Here is a 22,578-nt window from a genome sequence, read left to right on the forward strand (position 1 = left end):
TCATTAATGCTTAAAAAAGTATTTAATGTTGGTAAAAACCATCAAGTAATGATAGAAAAGAATGGTTTTGTAAAAAAATAAAGTAAAAGTGCTACCTATGAATCGTCTGCACGCGGTCTGGCCCCACGGAAACAATTTTGATGGGAACGTTCAATTCTTTTTCCAAAAAGGAGATATACTCATTTAGGGCAGGTGGAAGCTCCTCGGCCTTGGTCAATTGGGTCAAGTCTTTGGCCCAACCTTTCATTTCGGTATAAACAGGAGTTACGTTCTCACTTTCAATATTGTAGGGCAGGTGCTGAATTTCTTCACCATTGTACTTATAGGCCGTACAAACTTTCAGGGTTTTAAAACCACTAAGGACATCAGCTTTCATCATCATCAGCTCGGTTACCCCGTTAATTTGAACCGCATATTTCAAAGCTACCAAATCCAGCCAACCGCAACGTCTGGCTCTTCCAGTAGTGGCACCAAATTCATTGCCCACACGGCCCATGGTTTCACCATCCGCATCAAAAAGTTCGGTAGGGAAGGGGCCACTGCCAACACGAGTGGTGTAAGCCTTAAAAATTCCCAGTACGCGGCCAATCTTATTGGGAGCAACACCCAATCCGGTGCAAGCGCCTGCTGCAGTAGTGTTACTTGAAGTAACAAATGGATAGGTTCCAAAATCAATGTCCAAAAGGGAACCTTGGGCGCCTTCAGCCAATATTTTCTTTCCTTCGGCCTGTGCTTTGAAGATAAACTCTTCGCTATCAATAAAAGTGAGCTTTTTGAGTGTTTCCACCGCCTCAAAAAACTCGGATTCCAACTCAGCCAGATCGTATTGGATGTCCACATTGTAAAAACCGATCATGGCCTCATGCTTATCTGCCAGGGTACGGTATTTCTTTTTCCAAGCATCAAACTCCAAATCTCCAACCCGCATTCCGTTACGTCCTGTCTTGTCCATATAGGTAGGGCCAATACCCTTAAGGGTAGAACCAATTTTGGCCTTCCCTTTGGCTGTTTCAGAAGCTGCATCCAACAAACGATGGGTAGGTAAAATCAAATGGGCCTTTCTAGAGATTAAAAGCTTGGAGACAATATCAATATTGAACTTATTCAAGTTGTCCAGCTCCTTTTTAAAGATTACGGGATCTATGACCACTCCATTGCCTACTATGTTCAGTGCGTTTTTATGGAAAATTCCAGATGGAATGGTATGAAGCACATGTTTTATGCCATCAAACTCCAAGGTGTGCCCTGCATTTGGGCCGCCTTGAAAACGCGCTATAATATCATAATCCTTGGTAAGAACATCAACAATCTTTCCTTTTCCCTCGTCTCCCCATTGGAGTCCAAGCAATAAATCTACCATGAAGTGTGCTGGTTATTCGGTTAGGTTTTCTTCTTCTTTGTTACGGGTTCCGTAGAAATAAAGTGAGTGGTTGCTGATCTTGATGTCAAAAACCTCCTCGATGGTTTTTTTGATGGATTGGATACGCGGATCGCAAAATTCAACAACTTCGCCCGTATCCGTTAAAATTACATGGTCGTGCTGACGGTCAAAATAGGATTTTTCGTATTGGGCCTGGTTTTTTCCAAACTGGTGCTTGCGTACCAACTTGCATTCCAAAAGGAGCTCAATAGTATTGTAAAGCGTGGCCCGGCTAACGCGGTAGTTCTTGGTCTTCATCTTGATGTAGAGTGATTCCACATCGAAATGGTCGTCACTTTCGTAGATTTCCTGAAGAATAGCGTAGCGTTCCGGAGTTTTCCTATGCCCTTTTTCTTCCAAAAAGGAAGTGAACACATTCTTTACAATTTCCTGATTTTTAGAGTTACCCATAGCGTCTCACCAATGCTAAAGGACAAAGGTACATCTTAAAAATTAAATTCGGGAGACTTTGTCGATCCCCTCCACCTGCTTTAGGTTGTTCACCAACTTTTTAAGGATATTGTTGTTTTTTACCACCAAGGTGATCGTACCGGTAAAGGTACCCCCGTCGGCACTAAAGTTGAGGTTACGCATGTTCACATGCATATTGTCCGAGATTATATTGGTGATCTCGTTCACAAGTCCAAGGTTGTCAATCCCGGTAATTCGGATATCTGCGGCAAATTCCTCTTGGGTGGAATCTATCCATTTGGCCGACATGATTCTATAGGCGTAGCTGGACTGCAATTGAATGGCATTGGGGCAGCTTTTGGTATGCACCTTTATCCCTTCGTTCACACTTAAAAACCCGAAAACTTCGTCCCCGGGAATGGGATTGCAACATTGCGATAGTTTATAGGGGAGTTTTTCCTCTTCCTTCCCAAAGACGAGCATGTCGTATTTGGTGGTGATTTCCTCCTTGTCCACATCTTTTGGCGTGGGGTTTCTTCGGATTTTGTTTTTAAAGAAATTAAGGAAGGCGTTGTGATAGGAGGACGCAAAATCTTTGATACGCTCATTATCGATTACCCCAATTCCAACCCGATAGAAGAGGTCCAAACTCGTTTTTAACTTGAAGAAGTTCACCAGCTTGTTTATGGTATCCTCGTTCAAGGTTATTTTTTGCGACTTTAGCTTTCGTCGCAAGATCTCCTTGCCATCCGCGGCAATGCTCTTTTTCTCCTCACTGAGCGAAGATTTTATCTTGGATCGTGCCCGGGCTGTCTGCGCATAGTCCAACCAGTTTTGGGATGGCTTGGCACTTTCCGAGGTAATGATCTCCACTTGGTCCCCGCTTTGAAGTACTGAGCCAAGCGGTACAAGTTTCCCGTTTACCCGGGCTCCCCGAGTCTTTATTCCGATTTCCGTGTGTATGTGAAATGCAAAATCCAGGGCTGTGGCCCCTTTGGGCATGGATTTAAGGTCTCCTTGGGGCGTGAAAACAAATATCTCCTTGGAGTATAGGTTCAGTTTAAATTCCTCTACAAAGTCCACCGCATTTCCATTGGAATTTTCAAGGGCTTCCTGCAGGCGGTTCAACCATCCCTCAATACCTTGTTCCTTTTGATCCCCATGCTTGTATTTAAAGTGGGCCGCATAACCTTTTTCGGCAATTTCGTGCATGCGTTCGCTACGGATCTGTACTTCCACCCATTTGCCCTTAGGGCCCATTACGGTAATATGCAGGGCCTCATAACCGGTGGATTTTGGCGAGGTGATCCAATCCCGCAATCGGATTGGGTTGGGGGTAAAGTGGTCCGTAACGATGGAATAGATCTTCCAAGCCAGGAATTTTTCGTTTTTCCGATCGGATTTATACATGATCCGAATGGCAAATTTGTCGTAGACCTCATCGAAGGCAACATTTTGGGCCTTCATTTTCCTTCGGATGGAAAATATGGATTTCATCCGACCCTTGATGTCATAATTGAGCCCCTCTTTATCTAAGGAGTTTCGTATGATATTCGAAAAATCCTCGATATAGGCCAATTGCTCTTCCTCCGTATCCTCGATTTTGGCCTGGATATCGTTATAGACCTCGGGTTCAGTATACTTTAAACTGAGGTCTTCCAGATGCGTTTTAATGTTGTAAAGTCCTATCCTATGGGCAAGGGGCGCATAGATATACAATGTTTCCGAAGCAATCTTTACCTGTTTGTGCTCCGGCATGGAATCCATAGTGAGCATGTTATGGTAACGATCTGCAATTTTAATGATGATCACCCGAACATCGTCATGAAGGGTCAACAGCATTTTTCTAAAATTCTCTGCTTGTTGACTAATGTCCTTGTCCTTTTTTAGGTGTGCGATCTTGGTAAGCCCATCCACAATACGGGCAACGGTCTCCCCGAACATACGCTCAATATCGTCCAAGGTATAGGGGGTGTCCTCGACAACATCATGCAACAGTGCAGACGCAATGGAAACCGCATCGAGCCCAATTTTTGAAGCTACAATTTTGGCAACGGCAATAGGATGGAAGATATAGGCCTCTCCAGATTTACGGCGCTGGTCCTTGTGGGCATCTACGGCTACGTCAAAGGCGGAACGTATCAATTTCTTGTCGTCATTGGACAAAGTTTGATAGCTGATGCGAAGCAATTCCTTGTACTGCTTGGCAATCTCCTTATTCTCCTTTTCGATAGCAGCCTCCGTCATAGTATATTAAAATTAGCACAATCTTTAAAGCAAACCAACAAAAATTATGCCTTTAAGTTTCGTATGCGCTCAATTAAAGGAGGGTGCGAATAGTGAACAAACACGTAGGCCGGATGGGGCGTAAGGTTGCTCAGATTATTCTTGGAAAGCTTTTTTAGGGAAGTTACCAAAGGGTCGGCGGCAAATGTCGTTTTGGCATAGTTATCTGCCTGAAACTCAAACTTTCGTGACAGAAAGTTCATGGCCAGTCCGGTGATTTCCGATATTGGACTGTACAAGAGTACAAAACCGATTAGCCCAGCGTGAAAACTGGGAGTCGATACCCCAATGGCCAGGGAAATTTCCGGGGTATTGATGAATAGCGATAGGATATACAGGGTAAACCCTGTGAGCAAGAGCGAGACCACAAGGTTAAAGATAATATGCTTCCGTTTGTAATGTCCCACCTCATGCGCCAGAACCGCAACGATTTCCTCTTCGCTTAGATCATCGATTAAGGTATCGAAAAGGGTAATTCGCTTTTCCCTTCCAAATCCGGAGAAATAGGCATTTGCCTTGGTGGATCGTTTGGAACCGTCGATCACAAAGATGTTTTTCAGTTCAAAACCAACTTTATGGGCATACCCCTCAATGGCATTTTTTAAACTTCCGTCGTTTAACGGAGTCTGCTTGTTGAACAAGGGAACGATCAATCGACTGTAAAAAAGGTTCATGAACAGAATTACCGCTGCGGTCAAAATCCAGGTATAAATCCAAAAAATAGGACCTGTCCATTGGTAAAAGAGGATGAACAGCGATAAAATTCCACCTCCGAAAACCATCGCCAATATTCCTGCCTTGATTTTGTCCAAAACGAACAAACTTTTGGTGGTTTTGTTGAACCCATATTTTTCTTCGATCACAAAGGTTTGGTAGTAGGAAAAGGGCATTCCGGCAATACTGCTTGCCACCATGATGATTCCAAAAAAGATTAGGGCCATCAAGATGGGATTGTCCGTAAGACTACGGGTCGTTTGGTCTACCCATTCAAATCCGCCCAGCAACAAAAATGCCAGGGTAGCCACTAAAGAAGCTCCTTCCGAAATAGAACCAAACCGGTAATTGGTCTGCTTGTACTCCTGCGATTTTTGATATTCTTCAGCGTCAAAAACATCTTTGAGCTCATTAGGGACTTGGGAGGCAAAACGCTTGGCATTCAAGTACTCCAATACTTGATGAGCCACGTATTGCACCACTAAAATAAAAATGATGACATAGAACAGGGTAGTCTTTTCCATAGGCTAGAATCCGCGTTGCCGCTTGGCTTCAAATATAAGTATTGCAGCCGACACCGAAACGTTCATGGAGTCAATTTCACCTTGCATCGGAATAATGATGTTTTGGTCGGAATTTTGGAGCCAACTGTCCGTTAGCCCAGTGGCTTCCGTCCCCACGACAATGGCATTTGCACCTTTAAAATCACATTCCACATAATTTTTGGAAGCTGTTAGGGCCGCACAGTTGATTTGAATGTTGTTCGAATTTAAAAATTGGATGATCTCGTCCGTACTTCCCATTCCTATTTGGGTGGTAAACACACAGCCCACACTGGACCGAACAATGTTTGGGTTGTACAGATCGGAGCGTGGATTGGCAATTAAGACGGCATCGAGTGCAGCGGCATCGGCCGTACGTAATAGTGCACCAATATTCCCTGGTTTTTCCGGCGCTTCGGCTACTAAAATTAACGGATTGTCATTTATAAATTGAAGATGGGCCAAAGCATGTTCTTTGCTTTTCACCAAGGCCAACACTCCCTCGGTGGTTCCTCGGTGGGCCAATTTTTCGTAAACCGCTCTGGTCAACTGGATTTGGTCGGGAGTTGAATTTTTGACAAGTGGGTTTGTATCAAAATCTGAAAGGATTTCTGGGCAGCAAAGCAAGGTGTCAATGGAATAACCCCCTTTTTGGACCAATTCAATTTCCCGTTTTCCTTCAACAACAAAAAGCCCTGCTTTTTTTCGCTCCCGGGATTTTTCCTTGAGCAGTAACACTTTCTTGATCAATGGATTTTGCGTACTGCTAATGAATTTGTGCTCCTTCACCCCACAAAAATACATATTCTTGTAATCTCCCAATTCAGTTTTCGACAAAGGCTTTTGTGAATCAAAGAATCATGAAAAAAACAACTATCCTAGCACTGATTTTAATCATTGCTTCCTGTAAACCAGAGTCCAAAAAAGAAGAATCCAAAACAATTGAACCCACTGTTGAGACCCGGCAGGTTAGGAACTACCCAAAATTACTTGCCGATATATTTACCGCCCACGGGGGGCTGGATGCTTGGAAATCCCAACGTACGTTGACCTTTGAGCTTCCCATGGAAGATGCTAAGGAGAAACATACGATTGACCTTCGGTCTAGAAAAGATAGAGTGGACACCGAGCAAATTTCCATGGGGTCCGATGGCAAAGCTGTATGGCTAATGGATACTGAGGGACAGTACAAGGGGGACGCCGTTTTTTACCATAATTTGATGTTCTACTTCTACGCAATGCCCTTTGTGCTCGCGGATGATGGGATTGTGTACCATGAGACGGAGAATTTGGTGTATGCGGAAAAGAGCTATCCCGGTATCCGAATTGCGTATGAAACAGGAGTGGGAACTTCCCCGAAGGACGAGTACTTTATACATGTAGATCCAGAAACGGGCAAAATGGCCTGGTTGGGTTACACGGTAACCTATCGTACCGGTGAATCATCGGATAACGTTAAATGGATCAGATACGATAACTGGCAAACGGTGGAAGATTTGGTGCTTCCAAAGTCCATTACTTGGTATAATTATGAGGGTCCAAAAATCTTGGATGCAAGAAGTACGGTGAACTTCGAAAACGTGGCGCTGAGCAAGGATGCCAAGTCGGGTGAATTCTATGCAAAACCTGAAAAGGCAGTTGTTGTGGAACCTAAAAATAAGGGGTAAACCCTTGAATACTGCACTAGTCCAAAATGACAGCTTCTAGAATCCGTATTTGTGGTGGTAGCCGATGAGCAGGCCAACCACGGAGTTATAGCTTTTGATGCCTTCTTCCTGGTTGTTGGCCTTTAGAAACGTATTGAAGATGGATTTGAAAAGGGGCTCCATGGGGTTTTGGTAACGTTCCCAAAATTGGGTCACTTCTTGATAGTTCTTTTTGACTCCCGGATTAAGTTCTTCCACCAGTTTTTTGAAGGTGGGCTCGTCTTTTCGGGCCAAATCCGACAGGCAATAACCCAAGGCATGGGAATAGGCCGTGTACTTGAAATAGGGGTCATCATTTTTTGAAGTGACCAAAAAACCAATAAAATTGGTGGCGTCCTCTGCCGAATATCCCAGCTGATGCCCCACTTCGTGTCCACTTACCGTAGGCATTCGATATATTGGGGTGATACCGTTTATCTGGGCCTCGTTGGAGAAGGGGTTTAAATAGCCCCCATAACCCATATAGCTTAACGGTATGCTGAACAAGGACGATTTTAGACTTTGGTTCTTATACTCCAAGTACGGATAGTCCTCCTTTAGCTGCCCATATCCGGTTTTGGTCAATTGAAATACCTCCTTGCGATTATAGGGAAGTTTTACGGCTTTGGTGCTATCCCCGGTAAGTTGAACTTGATACTGATTGGATAGTTGGATCAAATACCTCGAGAAACTTACCAACTGCTCCTTGGTGTATTCCTTTTCAATGCCCAATTTCCAGGTTATGGGCTGCCGGTAGTAGTTCATTCCCCATAAAAAATGAAAGGCGAAATAAACAATGGACAAAACCACCGCAATATCTTTTAAGAATCCCAAAGGTTTTTCCTTGATTTTTTTCCAATTGCGGTACACGTATCTTCCGGCCAGAACAAATAAGGCCAAATAAATAATATCGCCCATTGAAAAGGGTATCCAACCGAAAAGAATCCGAAGCATTCTTGAAATAATGGGATACAGGCCTTCACTGTAATACTGTTCCACAAAGGCCGGGTAGCTTCCAATCCATTTCACCAAAACAATTTGGACAGGAAGAGCAACAGCGATAATTGTTTTTACTTTGGGTCGCATGTAAATGAATCGGGCAATAATGGAATAGTGACTTCTAAACTACTTTTTAATTTTCAATTTTTAGCCCATAAGGCTGGGTCTTAACAAAGCTTTGTGCAAAATAAAAAAGGCCGGACATCGTGTCCGGCCCTTTATCCATATTTTGAAATTCTTATTCTTGGATTCCGGTGATTTCCAAATCAAAGACCAAATCGGAATTCGGGGGAATGGGGCCACCTCCTTGTGGGCCATACCCCAAATGCGGCGGAATGAACAAGCGTACCTTGTCCCCAACCTTCATGGTCTGCAAACCTTCCTTGAAACCAGGAATCAAACGGGCATCTGGGCTATAATCCATTGGAGTTGGGAAGTATAGGCCCCTTTGCTTTTTTTGAATATTAAATTTGTTGAATTTGGTTTCTATTTCCTCGTAATTACTATCAAATAGCGTTCCGTTGGCCAGCCAACCGGCATACATTACCAGCACTTTTTGGCCAATTTTTGGTTGCTCCCCATCTCCCTTTTTTAGGGATAGTATTTTAAGACCGGAAGGTAGTTCCTCCGCCTGCTCCTTTTGGGTAGCAAGCTCCGCAGCGAAATCTTCCACCATTTTTTTGAAGGCAGCCACGGCCGCTTCCTCTTCGGCAAAATAGTCGGTTATGATCTGTACAGCATCAAACTTTTTGGCTTCCTTGCCATTGCGGACAATTTCCACTTTGTTCATCACCACATCTTCCTTTGGCTTGTTCGATGGCACATCAACCTCCACACTTGCAATGGTGTCCACAACTTCCAACCCACTTACCACTTCGCCAAAAACGGTATGCCTACCATTGAGCCAAGGCGTTTCTTTATGGGTAATGAAGAACTGGCTACCATTGGTCTTGGGTCCGGAATTTGCCATGGACAGAATTCCTTTTCTGGAGTGTGTTAGGGAATCGTTGAACTCATCCTTAAACTTGTATCCAGGATTCCCGCGTCCGGTTCCCATTGGATCACCACCTTGGATCATAAAATCCTTCATGACCCTATGGAAAATAAGGCCATCATAGAAATTCTTGTTTTTTAAGCTATCCGCTACGAAGGGGCTATTGCCTTCGGCAAGGGATACAAAACTGGCCACGGTCACTGGGGTTTTTTCGTGTTCCAGTTTAACGATAATATCGCCTTTATTGGTCTGGATATCGGCAAAGATGCCATCTCCCAAATCGGCATACTTGCTTGATTTGCATGCCAACAAGACCATGGAAAAAAGCGCAATAAGTACTAAGGGTCGTGTCATTATATTATGGTTTTAGATTTAGACTATCTTGATTAATGATGATCGTATGTAGTTCCACCGTGGATTTTAACGGGGTTCTTGGGCCTATTTGATTTCCATCCCCGTGATAGCCGAAAGCCTGGAGGGAGGGGAACAAAAAGGTTGCTCGTTCATTGATCTTGAGCAGCTTTACCGCATTTTGAAGACCTGTGAACAATTGTTCCTTGTCAACCACATAGGAGGTTGGGCCGAGTTCCTGGGCCGTATAGATGGTATCGTTTTGCAAAGTGACCAAATTATAGGAAAACAGAATTTGGTCATTGGGTTTCGGCAGGTAGGTTGCAGTTTCGTTCTTTTTCTCCAGATAATACCAGAAACCATTGGGGCTGGCGACATAGTCGTGCAAACTATCCGCATCAATGATGTTTTGTATAAGGGCTTCCTCTTGGGCCAATAAGGCCTTGTTACGTTCCACGGATTCTTTAAAAAAGCTACCGGAATTTATTTTGACGGGCCTTCTGGGCTCTGGACCACCACAACCTATCAAGAACATACCCATCAATATCATTAAAACCGCCTTCATACGTTCAATGCGTTTTTATAGGATTCTAGTACCGTATTAAATTTTTCCAAGGTTGCCTCCAGACTTAGCTCGCTTCTTCCCCCAGCGGCATTGTCATGACCCCCTCCATTAAAGTGTTCCCGCGCAAATTGGTTTACAGAGAAATCCCCAACCGAGCGGAAAGAGATTTTGATGATGCCTTCTTCCCTGTTTTCAATAAAAATGACAGCAAAATTAACGTCTTCGAGCGTCAATCCGTAATTCACGAAGCCCTCGGTATCCCCCTTTTTAAAATCGTTGTTGTCCAATTCCTCTTGGGAAAGGGTTATGTAGGCCGTTTTGTATTCAGGCAAAATGACCATATTGCTCAACGCCACCCCCAATAGGTGTAGGCGGGATGGGGAGTTGGTATCAAAAACATTCTGATGGATGTCCATGTTTTGGGCACCCTTGTCGATTAGGTCGGCCACTACGCGATGTGTTCTGCTTGAAGTTGACCGATATTTGAAAGACCCGGTATCCGTCATGATCCCGGTATACAAATTGGTGGCGATTTCCGGGGTTATTTGGTCCACGGCACCCAAGTATTCTATAAAATTATATACCATTTCACAGGTAGAACTCATGCTTATGTCAGAATAGGTGACCTTGGCATAATCCTGAGGTTGCTGGTGATGGTCGATCATGATGAAATCAGCTACCTTTTCCTTTAAAGGCGTTTCCAATTGACCAGTGCGGGACAGATCATTAAAATCGAGAGTGAAGACTACGGAAGCTTCTTCCAGGGCCCTTTTGGCTTGACTATTTTCCCTTTCATAATTTAGAATAGTATTGCAGCCAGGCATCCATTTTAAGAATTTTGGGAAATCATTGGGTGATATTACCGAAGCTTTATGCCCACTTCCCGCAAGAAATTCATGTAGCGCCAAACTGGAGCCAATAGCATCTCCATCTGGATTTTTATGGGGTATGATTACGATGTTTTGGGGCTGGGAAAGAATCGACTTTACCGTCGTGATATCCTCTAAATTCATGCGCCCAAAGATACAATAATATAATATAGAGGTATGGCTTGATGTTCTATTTTTGTCTTAACTCAAAATAGAAGTATGATACGTGTTCTGTTACTTTTTATAACTACAATCCTAGTATTGTCCTGCAGGCCCAACCCTAAAACATTGCCGTCGATAGCTGCGAATGGTGAAATTTCAAATCCCATCTTTCGGATCGCCTTTGGATCTTGCAACAAACAGGATTTGGACAATCTTTATTGGGACGATATATTGAAATTGGATCCCCAAGTATGGATTTGGGGAGGGGACAATATCTATGCCGATACAGACGACATGGAACTCCTAAAATCCCTGTATGCCCAACAAAACAAGGTTGAAGGTTATGCCCTACTAAAATCCCAGGTTCCAGTGATTGGTACTTGGGACGATCACGATTACGGTCTTAACGATGGTGGGGAGGAATTTACAATGAAAGCGGGTAGCCAGCAGGAATTTTTGGATTTCCTTGGAGTGACTCCCGAGAGCGAGCGTAGAACCCGAAAAGGGGTCTATGCCTCCCACGATTTTGAAACCCCTGAAGGAAATGTAAAGTTCTTGGTCTTGGATACTCGATATTTTAGGAGTCCCCTTGAAAAAGATCCTGACCCATCAAGAAGGTATAAGGTGAATACGACTGCTAATGCCACAATTTTGGGCAATGCCCAATGGGAATGGCTTCAAACCGAATTGAACGCGTCAAAGGCCGATTTCAATTTGATCGTGACCAGTATTCAATTTTTGTCCAGGGAACACGGATTCGAGTCATGGGGAAATTTTCCGAAGGAAATCGAAAAAATGAACCAGCTTATCACCAATTCCAAAGCTAAAGGGGTCATCATGCTATCGGGGGACAGGCATATTTCGGAATTTTCCAAAACCGTGTTGGAAGGGATGTCCTATCCCATCGTGGATTTTACCAGTAGCGGACTTACCCATTCCTATGCGGATTTCAAGGAGGAACCCAATGCCTTCAGGGTAGGAGAGGTTGTTTCTACCACAAGTTTCGGATTGATAGAATTGAATTTCAGGACCGAGGAAGTCCACTTCAAAATCCATGGAGAGAATGGGTTGATCCATCAAGAATTAAAACAAGCCTATTAAACTTGTCCGTTGATTGAAAAACCGTAAGTTTGCGCAAAATTTTTTTAAATAATGGGAAATAGAACGTTTACCATGATCAAGCCAGATGCTGTTGAAAACGGTCATATTGGCGCTATATTGGAAAAGATAACAGGTGCTGGCTTCAAGATTGTGGCCATGAAATATACCCAATTGAGCAGAAGAGATGCGCAAGAATTTTACGCAATTCACAAAGAGCGTCCTTTCTTCGGCGAGTTGGTTGAATTTATGACCCGTGGGCCCATCGTTGCTGCCATTTTGGAAAAGGACAATGCCGTAGACGATTTTCGTGCTTTGATTGGAGCTACCAATCCAGAGGAGGCTGCTGAGGGAACCATCCGTAAATTGTATGCCACCAGCATTGGTGAAAATGCGGTTCATGGTTCAGATAGCGATGAAAACGCCGGTATTGAAGGTGCTTTCCACTTTTCAGGTAGGGAAGTATTCTAAAAAATACATTTCTAAGGAAATGGAAGCCACTTTTTAAGTGGCTTTTTTGTTGGAAAAAAGTAACAGCTCCTCCCGCTTTCCTGGAGGTTTAATCGTTCCAATTTCTTGCAGTCCAATTTTGGAAAGAAGATTCCGCGATTTGATGTTTGCCGGGGTGGTGATACCCAAAATACATTCCAGATTCAAATTCTCATTGGCATGCATCATTAGCGTTTTACATGCCTCAAAGGTGTACCCGTGCCCCTCAAAGCCGGGAAGGGTTGCAAAGCCAATATCCGGATAATCCAGGTAATCCCGCTGCAAAAATCCGCATAGCCCAATGGGAGTCTTGGATTCCTTAAGGACCATGATATAAAGCCCAAACCCATGTTTTGTGTAAGAACTGACCAGGCTGTTTTTGATATAGCCAAGGGCTTGTTTTTCGGTTTTAACACCTCTATCCCCTATGAAAGTAATCCAATTGGGACTGTTTAGAAGTTCGATAATAAATTGGTAATCCTTGGGGTTTGCTTCCCGAATGACCAATCGCTCTGTTGTTGCAATATTTCCCATTTGAGTCTAGCGGAGCACCAACATTTTGATCAACTCCTTTCCCAACTCCTCATTGAGCATGGTTATAATCTTACTCTTTCCCAAGCTCAGCTCTTCCCTAAGCACCGATGAGGAAAGGGAAACATAAAGGGTTTCGTTTCTTAGTTCCACAGCCGTGGTATAATTGTTCACCCCATTTCCCATGAGTTTAACCCAAGCTTCCCGTGCATCAACCTTGTCCATGCCTTTTTGGAGCTTATTTTCCTTGATAAACTCACCCAGGGCATCCCTTAGGTTTAAATGGGAATTTTGTCGTTTGGCCATTATTTGGGTATGGTTATGGGTTGAAAACGCTTATACGAATATTGAACTCCTTCCTCGTTCCGAATGGTAAAGGACAACGAATCCAATTGAATCAAGGTCTCTTCCCATTGGTTTAAATTGTTCTGATAACTGAGGATGTAAGTTTCATGACTTTGCTGCAGTTTGAAGGATTCTGTTTGGTTGGAGGTGTGATAACTGCCGTCAAACTTTGGTTGCATCTTTTTCCTGAACCCTTGCTCCCCTTCCAACTGGATAAAATCTATAACCGGGTTGATACCGTAGTTTTTTTGGCTCCCATCCGGAAAAACCACCTCATTAATTTCCCAATAGCCATTCAGATAGGGTAAATCTTCCTGCCCAACCGTGGAATTTCCACAAGCGAGGAGGGTAAAGCACATAATAAACAACAGAAATCGGGCCATGCTACAAGTTAAATATTTTATAGCTCTGGCGTATGCTTTTTACCACATTTTCAGTGCGCTCGGCATGGGTGTCGCTTATAAACAACTGACCAAAACTGTCGTTGTCCACCAGCGATACAATCTGGGAAACCCGATGTTCATCCAGTTTGTCAAAAATATCATCCAAAAGTAGAATAGGCGTAGTTTTGGCCTGCTTCTTTATAAAATGGAATTGTGCAAGTTTCAGGGCAATAAGGAACGACTTCTGCTGTCCCTGACTCCCAAATTTTTTGATGGGATGCCCGGCAATCGTAAAATGCAGGTCGTCTTTATGGATACCCACACTGGTATACTGCAAGGCCCTGTCCTTATCTATGGCCCCCTCCAATAACGCTATTAAATCCTTGTCCTTCAGCTGACTTTCGTAGGACAACAAAATTTGCTCATCCTTTTCCGAAATATGGGCGTATTGCTCTTGGAAAATGGGAAGAAACGCAGCAATAAATGCCAACCTTTTGGAATGGATTTCCGTTCCAAGGGTGTGAAGCTGATCGTTGTAAATAGACAAGGTGTCCGGGTCAAAAGTAGTATTGGCCACGAAGTACTTGAGCAGGGAATTCCGCTGTACCAGAACCTTGTTGTATTTGATCAGGCCCTGAAGGTATTGCTTGTCAGATTGTGAAATAACCCCGTCCATAAACTTCCGGCGGGTATCACTTCCCTCAATGATCAAATCCCTGTCCGATGGTGAGATGATAACCAGGGGCAAGAAGCCAATGTGTTCCGAGAATTTCTCATACGCTTTGCCATTACGTTTGATGACCTTTTTCATACCCCGTTTAAAACTACAGATGATTTTTTCTTCGCGTTCTTCCTTTTCAAATTCTCCTTCGATCACAAAAAAATCTGTACCGTGTTTAATATTCTGGGTGGACACCGGATTGAAATAGCTTTTTCCAAAAGCCAGATGGTAAATGGCGTCCAAAATGTTGGTCTTTCCCACCCCATTGTCCCCAACCAAACAATTGATTACAGGGTCGAATTCCATGATTTTGGAATCAAAATTTTTGTAATTCACTAAGGATAAATGCTTTAAAAACATGAAAAGCTAGAGGAGTAATGGTTTTGATGTGATTTTGAGATCCATTAAAGATTCCAAAAATAACGAATAAATTGCCTTTTGGTTTTGGATAAAAACTTTATTTTTGCGCGATTAATTTAATGAAGAATGGCAACATACAAGAAGCGAGGCTTTAAACCGAAGAACAAGGTTGAAGAAGTATCTATCGACGAAAACAGTACAACGGCAGAGGTGTTTAGCACCCTGGATGAGAGTGCTTCGAAAACGGAGGCTTGGGTACAGAAGAACCAAAACTTTATCTTGGGAGCCATTGGAGTGATTGCGATTGGTGTACTTGGATTCTTGGGATACAACGAGTTTATCCAGAAGCCCAAGGAAGCTTCCGCTGCCAACGAATTGTTCTATCCACAGCAATATTTCGATCAGGCCTTGATCACCGAGTCCGCTAAAGATTCTTTGTTCACCTTGGCATTGAACGGTGCTGAAGGTAAATTTGGATTTTTGGATATTATTGAAGAATACAAGGGTACCAAAGCGGCCAATTTGGCTAAATATTCTGCTGGTATGACTTATTTGAACCTTCAGCAGTACGACGAGGCCATTAGTCAACTCGAGGATTTTTCCTCGGAGGATGATGTTCTAGGTGCAATGGCAAAGGGAGGAATCGGAGATGCTTTTTCACAATTGAACCAGAATGACGATGCCTTGGATTACTATGAAAAGGCCATTTCACATAGCAACAATGAGTACACCGCTCCACGATTTTTATACAAAGCAGGTGTTTTGGCCATGAACCTTGGTCAAAAAGATAAAGCTTTAGGCTTTTTTGAGCGTATCAAAGATGAGTTTGATGGGTCACAAGAAGCCAATGATATTGATGTACTTATTGGGCTAGCCCAAAACTAAGCGCATGGCCACTGAAAATAAAAACCTTTCAGTTTACGATAAATCCAAAATCCCAAATGCGAAGTCACTTCGGTTTGGGATTGTTGTTTCTGAATGGAACACTACCATTACGGAAGCACTTTTTCAAGGAGCGCAAGAAGCGCTTTTGGATTGCGGGGCACTTGAAGAAAACATTGTGCGCTGGGACGTTCCTGGGAGTTTTGAATTGACTTTTGGCTGCAAAAAAATGCTGCAAACCGAAAAGGTTGATGCTGTCATAGCCATTGGTAGCGTGATTCGAGGGGAAACCAGTCATTTCGATTTTGTGTGCAGCGGGGCCGCCCAGGGAATCAAAGACCTGAATATTGCATACGACGTGCCGGTCATTTTCTGTGTACTTACCGATGATACCTTGCAACAAGCCCAAGACCGCAGTGGGGGAAGGCATGGTAACAAAGGTACTGAAGCCGCTATAGCCGCTATTCAAATGGCGGTGTTGGGGAAGTAGGGCATACTTTTGAATGTTGGTCAATGTTTAGTTTTTAATGCTTGATTTTGAATAAAGAGCCAAGAATCAAGAGACCAGAACTTCCAGCATCAAACATCAAGCACCAAATCCCAAATCCCAAATCCCAAACTACAATCAACAATCAACAATAAACAATTTTCCATTTTCAACTTTCCATTTAGCATAAGCATCGAGCATCCAGCATCGACCATCAAACATCAAGCACCAAATTCCAAATCCCAAATCCCAAACTACAATTAGCAATCAACAATTTTCAATTTTTCATTTTCAAATTTCCATTTTAGATTAAGCATCGAGCACCAAATCCCAAAATCCAACAATCCCTTAACCCTTAAACTTGATTTTTGAGTTTGAACTTGAACTTGAGCTTGCAATTGAGTTTGAACTTGAACTTGAGCTTGCAATTGAGTTTGAACTTGAATTTGAGTTTGAACTTAAATTTGAACTTTTTCCTTGTTAACATTTTTTGGCAAGCCTCCCGAGCCATGTTTTTTGATTTTAAGTACCTTTGAGGTTACACTGAAAAGGATGCCATGCGAAATTTTCTAAAACTTAGAAAAAACAGGACGTTTGACTACTCGCCGCGCTATTACAAGGGAGAGGGCAATCCTTATAAAATTGAACATAAACTTGATAAATTCAGAAGTACGGCCCATACGCAAAGGGGAATAAAGAGCAAGGTATCTTCCGCCATGGACGATTTAAAGAACGAAGGGGATAAAAATCTTAGACTCCGATTTCTCATCATTGTGGCTGTTTTGATACTGTTGTTTCTCTTCATCATCGACTTTGATTTATCCATATTCCTAAACCCCTAATGGCGGACATCATTAAACTTTTACCAGACCATGTTGCCAACCAAATTGCAGCAGGGGAAGTGGTTCAGCGCCCAGCTTCGGTGGTAAAGGAATTGTTGGAGAATGCCATTGATGCAGGGGCCACCTTGATCAAACTGATTGTTAAGGACGGGGGTAAGACGCTAATCCAGGTTGTGGACAATGGTCAGGGGATGAGCGAAACAGATGCTCGGCTTTCCTTTGAACGCCACGCCACCTCCAAGATTTCCAATGCGCAGGATTTGTTTAACCTACAAACCAAAGGTTTCCGTGGTGAGGCATTGGCCTCCATTGCGGCGATTGCCCACGTAGATATGCTTACCCGGGTTGCAGCTATGGATGTGGGAACCCACATTAAGATTGAAGGGAGCAAGGTAGTATCACAAGAAGTGGTGGCTACGCCCAAGGGCACTTCAATTTCCGTGAAAAACCTCTTTTTCAATATTCCGGCAAGGCGTAACTTTTTAAAATCCAACCAGGTTGAGCTACGGCATATCACGGATGAATTTCATCGTGTAGCACTAGTGCATCCCAATGTCGAATTTCACTTTTATAACAATGGTTCGGAGATATTTAATCTACCAAGAGCCAGTCATCGTCAGCGCATAAGCCATGTTTTTGGAAGCAAAATGACAGAGCGTCTGGTCCCGGTGGAAGAAGAAACCGAGGTTGTCAATATTACCGGATTTATCTGTAAAGCAGAATTTGCCAAAAAGAGTAGGGGAGAGCAGTTTTTCTTCGCCAACAATAGATTCATTAAAAGTCCTTACTTGCATCATGCAGTCGTATCGGCTTTTGAGGGACTCATAAAACCTGATGCATTTCCGGGCTATTTTATCTATTTAGAAGTGGACCCCAAGTCCATAGATATCAACATCCACCCGACCAAAACCGAAGTAAAGTTTGATGATGAGCATACTCTTTATGCGATGTTACGGTCTACGGTAAAGCACAGTTTGGGTCAATTTAATATAGCGCCGGTCCTGGATTTTGAGCACGACCCCAATCTGGATACACCCTATGCCTATAAGGAAAAGGGGGTCGTATTGCCAAAGGTTACGGTCGATGCCAGTTTTAATCCTTTTCAGGAGACAACGAAAAATGTTGGTGGCCGAACAAGCACGTTCAAAAAGGAAAGTGCCAAGGGATGGGAAAACCTATACCAAGGGCTGGATTTGGATGAATCAGGCGGTTTTAGCAGCGTGGAAATTGAGACGGAAACTGTAGTGCAAGGGACCATTTACGCTGAAAATGAAATGGAAGCGCAGACGGGTACGACCTTTCAGCTTCAAAGAAAATATGTGGTCAGCACCATCAAGTCGGGCATGTTGGTAGTGCACCAAAATAGGGCGCACGAACGCATTCTCTTTGAAAAGTTCTTGGGCGAGATCACGGTAAAGGAAGGGATAAGCCAACAGTTGTTATTTCCATTGGAGCTATCTTTTACCAAACAGGATGTGGAGGTATTGAAAGAGGTAAGGGAGAGTTTGTACAATGTTGGATTCGCCTTTGAAAACCTGGACCAGGAAACTGTAAAAGTGACAGGGGTGCCGGTATTGGTCTCCGAAAGTGGGATTGGCACGGTATTGGATCGGTTGATTGCAGACTATAAGGAAGGCTATCAAGGCGGTTCAATTTCGCAGGCTGAACTGCTGGCACAGGCTTTATCGCGAAATTTGGCCGTGAAGACGGGTGAGCTTTTGGATACCGAGTCCCAGCTGGCTCTGGTAAATGATCTGTTCGGATGCAAGGAACCCGCATTAAGCCCTTCCCAAAAACAAACGTACACCATTATCTCCGAAGGGGATATCGATAAAAAATTGAACTAAATGGGTAGATTGACAGAGGCAGTAAAGCACTTATTGATAATCAATGTCATTTTGTTTTTTGCCACCCAAATATATGGGGACCAAATGTACCAGTGGTTATCACTTTGGTTTCCCGAGAACAACAACTTTCGATGGTGGCAGGTAGTCTCCCACATGTTCATGCATGGCGGACTTATGCATATTGTCTTTAACATGTATGCGTTATGGGCTTTTGGAACCCCTTTGGAGCAAGTCTGGGGCAGAAATAAGTTTTTGTTCTTTTATTTCTCCGCTGGTCTGGGTTCGGCAATGCTGCACTCCGCAGTAAACTTTTATCTGTTTAATGAAGGGTTGACTGCCTTGATTGATGCAGGCATGACCAAAAATCAAGTTTTGGAGATTCTATCTAGGGGGCAATACAGTCCAGACTGGTATAACCTGGCCTCCCGAAGCACCATAGATAATTTCTTAACCGCTTACAATACCCCGGCCGTTGGGGCTTCAGGTGCCATTTACGGGATTTTGGTCGCCTTTGCCTTTATGTACTCGGAGGCACGACTTATGTTGATTTTCCTTCCGGTTCCAATTAAGGCCAAGTACTTTGTTCCTCTATTGTTGTTGGGGGATTTAATTTTTGGCATTGGTAATGTAAACACAGGGGTGGCCCATTTCGCCCATATTGGTGGAGCGCTTATTGGATTCATCATGATGTGGTATTGGAAAAAGAATCAGTTTAACCAAAACCGATGGGATTGAGCAATGGCTAGCGGAGGGATCAAATATTATTTTGCGCGACTAAGCATAGCTGAAAAGTTGATCGCTATCAATGTCCTGGTTTTTATTGTTGAAGGACTTGCATTGGCTTTGTACGATATACCCCTTTCCAATTGGTTTCAGTTGCCCAAGGATTATTTGGAGTTTTTTGGACAACCCTGGTCCTTGATCACCTATTCCTTTTTCCATGCAAGTTTGGGACATATCTTTTGGAATATGATCATGCTATATTTCTCGGGGCGTATCTTTCTAAATCTTTTTGATAACCAGAGATTCCTGAATGTTTACTTCTTGGGAGTCCTTGTTGGGGGATTGGTGTTTTTGCTTAGTTACAACTTCTTTCCCACCTTACTGTCCAGCAATACGGTATTGATCGGTGCCTCGGCTGGGGTAACCGCTGTTTTGATTTTTATTTGCGCCTATATTCCCAATCAGGAAGTACGCCTGATCTTCTTCAATGTGAAGCTATGGTATATAGGGGCCTTTTTTGTATTAGTGGATTTGATCCAGATACCGGGTGGTGGAAATGTAGGAGGCAGATTGGCCCATTTGGGAGGTGCCCTGCTGGGTTATGTATATGCCAGGCAACTGTTGAAAGGAAATGATATTGGTTCAGGTTTTGCCAAATTCTGGAAGGGTTTTGCACAAATTTTTAAACCCCAGGAAAAGAAAGCTCCACTTAAGACAGTCTATAAAAAGAAAGAATCCAAGGCCAAAAGCAAAGCGGATTACGATAAGGCTGCACATCAGAAAAAAATAGACGATATCTTGGACAAAATAAGCAAATCGGGTTACGAGAGCCTCTCTAAAGCTGAAAAGGATTTTTTGTTCAAAGCAGGAAAAGAAGACTGAGTTTTGAAGAAACGTTCCAGGGGTTTTAATAAGGTCATGTATGGAATCAACTTATTGTTTGGGTTGATAACGCTTGTTGCCTTGATTGTGGCTTTTATTCCTGTTACCTATTTACCCGCATTGTCCGCCATTAGTTTTTTGGTGCCAGCACTAATAAGTATTCATGTGGCCTTTGTGCTATTTTGGTTTGTAAGGAAGAAAAGGTACATGTTGCTATCCGGCGCATTAGTGGTCATATGGTATATGTTACTTGGGACTTTCTATCGATTTTCTGGTCCAAGTAATGCCGATGCCGATTCCGAGAAGAGCCTGTCCGTGATGTCGTTTAATTCTCGGCGCTTTAATGAACATAGGCAGTTGGATCGGGACAATGTGGATAGTTTGATTTTGGACTTTGTTACCGAAAAAGACCCGGATATTCTGTGTTTCCAAGAGTGCTATTATCTGATGAAGCGAAATGGGGCCTTGGGGCAATATAAATACCGCTATGTGGACTACGAATGGGGAAAACCTGCAAAGAGGGTTATTCAGGCCATATATTCCAAATACCCGATCATTAAAAAAGATTCCATTTTGTTTCCCAAAAGTTCCAATAGTGCCATTTATGCTGATATCCAATACGGGAATGATACCTTAAGAATCTATAATGTGCATTTGCAATCGTTTAGCATTATTCCGGAGTTTGATGCCATTACCAACCAAAAATCATCCAAATTGTTGGCTAGATCCAAACAAGTTATGCTCAAACAGCATGAGCAAGTGAATTTGGTAAAGGAAAGTATGCGTCAAAATCCCTATAAAAAAATCGTGGTTGGGGATTTTAACAACACCCAATACTCCAATGTGTATCAGACTATTAAGGGTGAAATGACCGATACTTTTTTAGAAAAGGGAAGCAGTTTTGGACGAACCTATAATTTGTTGGGTTTTCCAATGCGAATCGATTATATCCTAGCAGATCCCAGCATTGAAGTAGTTTCCCATAAGAATTTTAATGAGAAGTTGTCTGATCACTATCCGGTCATGGCCATCTTACGCATCAAGGAAGATCATTAAGCAGTCCACCAAGTCGGCTATGATGTGAATGATCAAGGCCAATCCAATTATACGTGTAGGTCTAAAGAAGGGTAAAATACAATACACCAAAATGGCCCAATAGCTATGCAAAGGATGAAAATTGATGCTGCACCGTTGCGGGTCAAATATGGGGTTGGCCCAAAGATGGTCGATATCAATAAGGATTCCGGCCATTAACAAAAGACTAATCCGCACCCGATGGTTCGGAAAACATAAAAAGCCAATTGCGATGGGAACCAAAAAGTGAATGCCATAATGGAGGATAAACCTAAGCATTCAAAAAATCCAATTGAAGGTTCTGTAAATACGAAACAGTATTGGGTCCTTCGTTAAAAAGTAAATCCAAAATGCTAAGATTGGGCAAAAAATCATGGCGTTCCCCAAACACTTGCACATATTCCGGAGCACCGAAGGATAATGGCCTTTTGGCTTCCACCAAAAATCGAGCATCCAGTAAATTATCTGGCGACACTTTGTAGCTAGTGGTCCGCTCCGCATTAAAGTCCAATCCAAGACAGTCACCCAGGGTTTGAATGGTTTTTAAATTGAACTGAAAAAGGGAGGATATGGTGCCTTCGAACAAAGGTCTAAGGTCATCTTCATAAAATTCAAAAAAGGGAGATGTGCGGTACGCAGTTTCCAAGGTACGCCAGTGCAGTTTCGTCCAATTTGTTGAACTATCCGGCACCACATCCCTGTATTTTTGCCTTCCTTCTTTCCCGCCTACATGTTTAATGGGAATGTTGAGCATGTGCCTACCTTGGTCTGTGCATATATAGCATCGATTGCGATAGGTTTGTTTTTGAAAATTGTCCTGCGCCTCCCAGATTATCTCCTTTTGGACCATTACGGCAAAAGTGGCAATGCTTGGAAAATAGGTTGGATGTAGCAGAATCTTGGACATATTTTAAGT

General features: G+C 43.1%; 25 protein-coding genes. 10 read left to right on the plus strand and 15 right to left on the minus strand.

The window, feature by feature from the left end; all coding sequences use genetic code 11:
- Positions 1 to 91 precede the first annotated feature (91 nt).
- The 5 genes from M3P07_RS02650 to M3P07_RS02670 are packed head-to-tail and all read right to left on the minus strand — an operon-like array spanning position 92 to position 6,177.
- A complete protein-coding gene (locus M3P07_RS02650; RefSeq protein ID WP_249968346.1) occupies positions 92 to 1,360 on the minus strand; it encodes an adenylosuccinate synthase in 1,269 nt (422 codons plus the stop codon).
- Positions 1,361 to 1,372: 12 nt separating this feature from the next.
- Positions 1,373 to 1,831 carry a Fur family transcriptional regulator gene (locus M3P07_RS02655; protein WP_249968347.1) on the minus strand — a complete coding sequence of 153 codons (459 nt, stop codon included), beginning with the start codon at positions 1,829 to 1,831 and terminating at the stop codon, positions 1,373 to 1,375.
- 42 nt (positions 1,832 to 1,873) lie between these two features.
- Positions 1,874 to 4,078 carry a RelA/SpoT family protein gene (locus tag M3P07_RS02660; RefSeq protein ID WP_249968348.1) on the minus strand — a complete coding sequence of 735 codons (2,205 nt, stop codon included), beginning with the start codon at positions 4,076 to 4,078 and terminating at the stop codon, positions 1,874 to 1,876.
- A gap of 44 nt (positions 4,079 to 4,122) precedes the next feature.
- Complete coding sequence (locus tag M3P07_RS02665) at positions 4,123 to 5,355, minus strand: M48 family metallopeptidase (RefSeq protein ID WP_249968349.1); 1,233 nt, start codon at positions 5,353 to 5,355, stop codon at positions 4,123 to 4,125.
- 3 nt (positions 5,356 to 5,358) lie between these two features.
- Entirely contained in the window at positions 5,359 to 6,177 is an 819-nt protein-coding gene (locus M3P07_RS02670) for a TrmH family RNA methyltransferase (protein ID WP_249969435.1), read from the minus strand.
- Positions 6,178 to 6,233: 56 nt separating this feature from the next.
- Here M3P07_RS02670 and M3P07_RS02675 point away from each other — a divergent pair, with 56 nt between their 5' ends.
- The gene (locus tag M3P07_RS02675; RefSeq protein ID WP_249968350.1) at positions 6,234 to 7,040 is read left to right on the plus strand and encodes a DUF6503 family protein; all 807 of its coding nucleotides are present in this window, start codon (positions 6,234 to 6,236) and stop codon (positions 7,038 to 7,040) included.
- Between the two features lie 36 nt (positions 7,041 to 7,076).
- Here M3P07_RS02675 and M3P07_RS02680 read toward each other — a convergent pair whose 3' ends face one another.
- The 4 genes from M3P07_RS02680 to M3P07_RS02695 all read right to left on the minus strand — a co-directional run bounded on the left by M3P07_RS02680 (position 7,077) and on the right by M3P07_RS02695 (position 10,980).
- The gene (locus M3P07_RS02680; protein WP_249968351.1) at positions 7,077 to 8,144 is read right to left on the minus strand and encodes a DUF3810 domain-containing protein; all 1,068 of its coding nucleotides are present in this window, start codon (positions 8,142 to 8,144) and stop codon (positions 7,077 to 7,079) included.
- A 151-nt stretch (positions 8,145 to 8,295) separates the two neighbouring features.
- Positions 8,296 to 9,405 (minus strand): peptidylprolyl isomerase, encoded by a 1,110-nt coding sequence (locus M3P07_RS02685; protein WP_249968352.1) that lies wholly within the window; start codon positions 9,403 to 9,405, stop codon positions 8,296 to 8,298.
- A 4-nt stretch (positions 9,406 to 9,409) separates the two neighbouring features.
- Positions 9,410 to 9,967: a gliding motility-associated peptidyl-prolyl isomerase GldI gene (gene gldI, locus M3P07_RS02690; protein WP_249968353.1), complete on the minus strand. Its 558-nt coding sequence runs from the start codon at positions 9,965 to 9,967 to the stop codon at positions 9,410 to 9,412.
- Positions 9,964 to 10,980, minus strand: a complete 1,017-nt coding sequence (locus tag M3P07_RS02695; RefSeq protein ID WP_249968354.1) for a DHH family phosphoesterase — start codon at positions 10,978 to 10,980, stop codon at positions 9,964 to 9,966. The genes gldI and M3P07_RS02695 overlap by 4 nt, the downstream gene beginning before the upstream one ends.
- Before the next feature lie 144 nt (positions 10,981 to 11,124).
- Between M3P07_RS02695 and M3P07_RS02700 the strand changes: the two genes are divergently transcribed.
- Positions 11,125 to 12,099, plus strand: a complete 975-nt coding sequence (locus tag M3P07_RS02700) for an alkaline phosphatase D family protein (protein ID WP_249968355.1) — start codon at positions 11,125 to 11,127, stop codon at positions 12,097 to 12,099.
- Positions 12,100 to 12,147: 48 nt separating this feature from the next.
- Complete coding sequence (locus tag M3P07_RS02705) at positions 12,148 to 12,567, plus strand: nucleoside-diphosphate kinase (RefSeq protein WP_249969436.1); 420 nt, start codon at positions 12,148 to 12,150, stop codon at positions 12,565 to 12,567.
- Between the two features lie 33 nt (positions 12,568 to 12,600).
- Here M3P07_RS02705 and M3P07_RS02710 read toward each other — a convergent pair whose 3' ends face one another.
- From M3P07_RS02710 to recF, 4 genes are read right to left on the minus strand one after another with little or no spacing between them, the layout of a single operon-like run.
- Entirely contained in the window at positions 12,601 to 13,119 is a 519-nt protein-coding gene (locus M3P07_RS02710; protein ID WP_249968356.1) for a GNAT family N-acetyltransferase, read from the minus strand.
- Between the two features lie 6 nt (positions 13,120 to 13,125).
- Positions 13,126 to 13,422, minus strand: coding sequence for a DciA family protein (locus M3P07_RS02715; RefSeq protein WP_249968357.1), 297 nt, complete (start codon positions 13,420 to 13,422; stop codon positions 13,126 to 13,128).
- The gene (locus tag M3P07_RS02720) at positions 13,422 to 13,844 is read right to left on the minus strand and encodes a lipocalin family protein (protein WP_249968358.1); all 423 of its coding nucleotides are present in this window, start codon (positions 13,842 to 13,844) and stop codon (positions 13,422 to 13,424) included. Before M3P07_RS02720 ends, M3P07_RS02715 begins: the two co-directional genes overlap by 1 nt.
- A gap of 1 nt (position 13,845) precedes the next feature.
- On the minus strand, positions 13,846 to 14,925 hold the full coding sequence (recF, locus tag M3P07_RS02725) for a DNA replication/repair protein RecF (RefSeq protein WP_249968359.1): 1,080 nt from the start codon (positions 14,923 to 14,925) through the stop codon (positions 13,846 to 13,848).
- A 126-nt stretch (positions 14,926 to 15,051) separates the two neighbouring features.
- On the opposite strand from recF, the gene M3P07_RS02730 reads away from it, so the two are divergent.
- From M3P07_RS02730 to M3P07_RS02760, 7 genes are all read left to right on the plus strand, one after another.
- Entirely contained in the window at positions 15,052 to 15,810 is a 759-nt protein-coding gene (locus tag M3P07_RS02730) for a tetratricopeptide repeat protein (protein WP_249968360.1), read from the plus strand.
- 4 nt (positions 15,811 to 15,814) lie between these two features.
- Positions 15,815 to 16,297, plus strand: a complete 483-nt coding sequence (gene ribH / locus M3P07_RS02735) for a 6,7-dimethyl-8-ribityllumazine synthase (RefSeq protein ID WP_249968361.1) — start codon at positions 15,815 to 15,817, stop codon at positions 16,295 to 16,297.
- Positions 16,298 to 16,851: 554 nt separating this feature from the next.
- The gene (locus M3P07_RS02740; protein ID WP_249968362.1) at positions 16,852 to 17,136 is read left to right on the plus strand and encodes a riboflavin synthase subunit beta; all 285 of its coding nucleotides are present in this window, start codon (positions 16,852 to 16,854) and stop codon (positions 17,134 to 17,136) included.
- On the plus strand, positions 17,136 to 18,983 hold the full coding sequence (gene mutL / locus M3P07_RS02745) for a DNA mismatch repair endonuclease MutL (protein ID WP_249968363.1): 1,848 nt from the start codon (positions 17,136 to 17,138) through the stop codon (positions 18,981 to 18,983). Before M3P07_RS02740 ends, mutL begins: the two co-directional genes overlap by 1 nt.
- Positions 18,984 to 19,718: a rhomboid family intramembrane serine protease gene (locus M3P07_RS02750; protein ID WP_249968364.1), complete on the plus strand. Its 735-nt coding sequence runs from the start codon at positions 18,984 to 18,986 to the stop codon at positions 19,716 to 19,718.
- 3 nt (positions 19,719 to 19,721) lie between these two features.
- Positions 19,722 to 20,588: a rhomboid family intramembrane serine protease gene (locus M3P07_RS02755; RefSeq protein WP_249968365.1), complete on the plus strand. Its 867-nt coding sequence runs from the start codon at positions 19,722 to 19,724 to the stop codon at positions 20,586 to 20,588.
- Between the two features lie 36 nt (positions 20,589 to 20,624).
- Entirely contained in the window at positions 20,625 to 21,644 is a 1,020-nt protein-coding gene (locus M3P07_RS02760) for an endonuclease/exonuclease/phosphatase family protein (RefSeq protein ID WP_249968366.1), read from the plus strand.
- Here M3P07_RS02760 and M3P07_RS02765 read toward each other — a convergent pair.
- Together M3P07_RS02765 and M3P07_RS02770 are read right to left on the minus strand one after the other, a co-directional pair.
- Entirely contained in the window at positions 21,621 to 21,941 is a 321-nt protein-coding gene (locus M3P07_RS02765) for a DUF6122 family protein (RefSeq protein ID WP_249968367.1), read from the minus strand. The genes M3P07_RS02760 and M3P07_RS02765 overlap by 24 nt on opposite strands.
- Positions 21,934 to 22,569 carry a WbqC family protein gene (locus M3P07_RS02770; RefSeq protein WP_249968368.1) on the minus strand — a complete coding sequence of 212 codons (636 nt, stop codon included), beginning with the start codon at positions 22,567 to 22,569 and terminating at the stop codon, positions 21,934 to 21,936. The genes M3P07_RS02765 and M3P07_RS02770 overlap by 8 nt, the downstream gene beginning before the upstream one ends.
- Between the last annotated feature and the right edge of the window lie 9 nt (positions 22,570 to 22,578).

The organism is Flagellimonas myxillae, assembly GCF_023502235.1.
GTDB classification, from domain to species: Bacteria; Bacteroidota; Bacteroidia; order Flavobacteriales; family Flavobacteriaceae; genus Flagellimonas; species Flagellimonas myxillae.